The sequence below is a fragment of the Curtobacterium sp. NPDC087080 genome (assembly GCF_044745105.1).
Lineage (GTDB): Bacteria > Actinomycetota > Actinomycetes > Actinomycetales > Microbacteriaceae > Curtobacterium.
Genome location: NZ_JBIUZP010000010.1, coordinates 1 through 3,446 on the forward strand (window position 1 = coordinate 1; position 3,446 = coordinate 3,446).

2 rRNA genes are annotated in these 3,446 nt (G+C 55.3%); both read right to left on the reverse strand.

The features are described 5' to 3' along the window. Nucleotides 1-5: 5 nt before the first annotated feature. Nucleotides 6-122, reverse strand: a 5S ribosomal RNA gene (rrf, locus tag ACIPEQ_RS16420). Between the two features lie 140 nt (nt 123-262). Next, nucleotides 263-3,390: ribosomal RNA gene (locus tag ACIPEQ_RS16425) — 23S ribosomal RNA — on the reverse strand. Nucleotides 3,391-3,446: the final 56 nt, after the last annotated feature.

Below are 3,446 nucleotides of genomic sequence, written 5' to 3' on the forward strand. Positions count from 1 at the left end.
GTTGAGTCCGGCGGCGTCCTACTCTCCCACAAGGTCCCCCTTGCAGTACCATCGGCGCTGAGAGGCTTAGCTTCCGGGTTCGGAATGTGACCGGGCGTTTCCCTCTCGCTATGACCACCGGAACACTGTCGACCCAGATCCTGGATCAAACCATTGTTCCTTCAGAGCATTGCTGAAGTATTCAGTTTGATTCCCGATCGTCTGTCGGGAACCACAAAGTGGACGCGAGCCCGCAGCGGTGAACCGCCACGGTAAAAAGTGTGTTGTCAAGTCTTCGGCTTATTAGTACCGGTCAGCTCCACGGGTCGTTGGTCCCCGCTTCCACATCCGGCCTATCAACCCAGTAGTCTGCTGGGAGCCTCTCACACTCAAGGTGCATGGAAATCTCATCTCGAAGACGGCTTCCCGCTTAGATGCTTTCAGCGGTTATCCGGTCCGAACGTAGCTAATCAGCGGTGCCCTTGGCAGAACAACTGACACACCAGAGGTTCGTCCATCCCGGTCCTCTCGTACTAGGGATAGATCTTCTCAAATTTCCAACGCGCGCAGCGGATAGGGACCGAACTGTCTCACGACGTTCTAAACCCAGCTCGCGTACCGCTTTAATGGGCGAACAGCCCAACCCTTGGGACCTACTCCAGCCCCAGGATGCGACGAGCCGACATCGAGGTGCCAAACCATGCCGTCGATATGGACTCTTGGGCAAGATCAGCCTGTTATCCCCGAGGTACCTTTTATCCGTTGAGCGACAGCGCTTCCACAAGCCACTGCCGGATCACTAGTCCCGACTTTCGTCCCTGCTCGACCTGTCAGTCTCACAGTCAAGCTCCCTTGTGCACTTACACTCGCCACCTGATTGCCAACCAGGTTGAGGGAACCTTTGGGCGCCTCCGTTACTCTTTGGGAGGCAACCGCCCCAGTTAAACTACCCATCAGGCACTGTCCATGAACCCGATCAGGGTCCTACGTTAGACATCCAAAGTGACCAGAGTGGTATTTCAACAATGACTCCACGAACACTAGCGTGCCCGCTTCACAGTCTCCCACCTATCCTACACAAGCCACTCCGAACACCAATACCAAACTGTAGTAAAGGTCACGGGGTCTTTCCGTCCTGCTGCGCGTAACGAGCATCTTTACTCGTAGTGCAATTTCGCCGAGTTCGCGGTTGAGACAGCTGGGAAGTCGTTACGCCATTCGTGCAGGTCGGAACTTACCCGACAAGGAATTTCGCTACCTTAGGATGGTTATAGTTACCACCGCCGTTTACTGGGGCTTAAATTCAGAGCTTCGCCCGAGGGCTAACCCTTCCTCTTAACCTTCCAGCACCGGGCAGGCGTCAGTCCGTATACATCGTCTTGCGACTTCGCACGGACCTGTGTTTTTAGTAAACAGTCGCTTCCCACTGGTCTCTGCGGCCTTCAACGCTCAACGACGAGAAGTCGTATCACGTGTCCGGCCCCCCTTCTCCCGAAGTTACGGGGGCATTTTGCCGAGTTCCTTAACCACGATTCTCTCGATCTCCTTGGTATTCTCTACCTGACCACCTGAGTCGGTTTCGGGTACGGGCGGCTGCAACCTCGCGTCGATGCTTTTCTCGGCAGCATAGGATCACTGATTTCCCCTTACGGGTACGCGTCGGATCTCAGGCATACAGACGACGGATTTGCCTATCGTCAGCCCTACATCCTTACACCAGGTTCACCTTACGGATACCATCGCCTGGCTCAGCTACCTTCCTGCGTCACACCTGTTCATACGCTAGCCGCACCAGCATGGGGTCGAGCGTTAGACCGGACACCATCACCCCGAAGGGATCCGGAAATCCGGGTTAGGACTCTTAGCACCACTGGATTAGCTTGGGCGGTTGTTCGCCGGTACGGGAATATCAACCCGTTGTCCATCGACTACGCCTGTCGGCCTCGCCTTAGGTCCCGACTTACCCAGGGCGGATTAACCTGGCCCTGGAACCCTTGGTCTTTCGGAGGACGGGTTTCTCACCCGTCTTTCGCTACTCATGCCTGCATTCTCACTCGTGTGGCGTCCACGGCTGGATTACTCCGCCGCTTCACTCGCCACACGACGCTCTCCTACCACTCCGCACGACTGAACCACGAAGGCTTGTCTGTGTGCGAAATCTACAACTTCGGCGGTGTGCTTGAGCCCCGTTACATTGTCGGCGCGGAATCACTTGACCAGTGAGCTATTACGCACTCTTTCAAGGGTGGCTGCTTCTAAGCCAACCTCCTGGTTGTCTGTGCAACTCCACATCCTTTCCCACTTAGCACACGCTTAGGGGCCTTAGTTGGTAGTCTGGGTTGTTTCCCTCTCGACGATGAAGCTTATCCCCCACCGTCTCACTGCTGCGCTCTCACTCACCGGCATTCGGAGTTTGGCTGACGTCAGTAACCTGTTGAGGCCCATCGGCCATCCAGTAGCTCTACCTCCGGCGAGAAACACGCAACGCTGCACCTAAATGCATTTCGGAGAGAACCAGCTATCACGAAGTTTGATTGGCCTTTCACCCCTATCCACAGCTCATCCCCTCCATTTTCAACTGAAGTGGGTTCGGTCCTCCACGACGTCTTACCGTCGCTTCAACCTGGCCATGGATAGATCACTTCGCTTCGGGTCTAGGACATGCGACTGTATCGCCCTATTCAGACTCGCTTTCGCTACGGCTGCCCCACACGGGTTAACCTCGCCACATATCACTAACTCGCAGGCTCATTCTTCAAAAGGCACGCCGTCACCCCTACAAGGAGGCTCCGACGGTTTGTAAGCAAACGGTTTCAGGTACTATTTCACTCCCCTCCCGGGGTACTTTTCACCTTTCCCTCACGGTACTTGTCCGCTATCGGTCATCTGGGAGTATTTAGGCTTATCAGGTGGTCCTGACAGATTCACACGGGATTTCTCGGGCCCCGTGCTACTTGGGATACACATCCGGCCATAACACCATTTCGTCTACGGGGCTGGCACCCACTACGGCCCGGCTTTCAAACCGGTTCGACTATGATGCGCTGTAACCGCCCCAGTCCGGCAGAACTGAGCGACGTGTCCCACAACCCCGACCATGCAACGCCCGCCGGCTATCACACATGATCGGTTTAGCCTCATCCGCTTTCGCTCGCCACTACTCACGGAATCACATGTTGTTTTCTCTTCCTGTGGGTACTGAGATGTTTCACTTCCCCACGTTCCCTCTACCCGCCCTATATATTCAGGCGGGAGTCACCAGGTCACAAAAGCGCCCAGCGGGGTTTCCCCATTCGGAAATCCTCGGCTCACAGCTCGATTATCAGCTCCCCGAGGCTTATCGCAGATTTCTACGTCCTTCTTCGGCTCCAGATGCCAAGGCATCCACCGTTTGCTCTTAGAAACTTGACCACAAAGATTAAAAATTGCAATCCACTCACAAGGCAACCCACCGTAAAGGCCGGTCA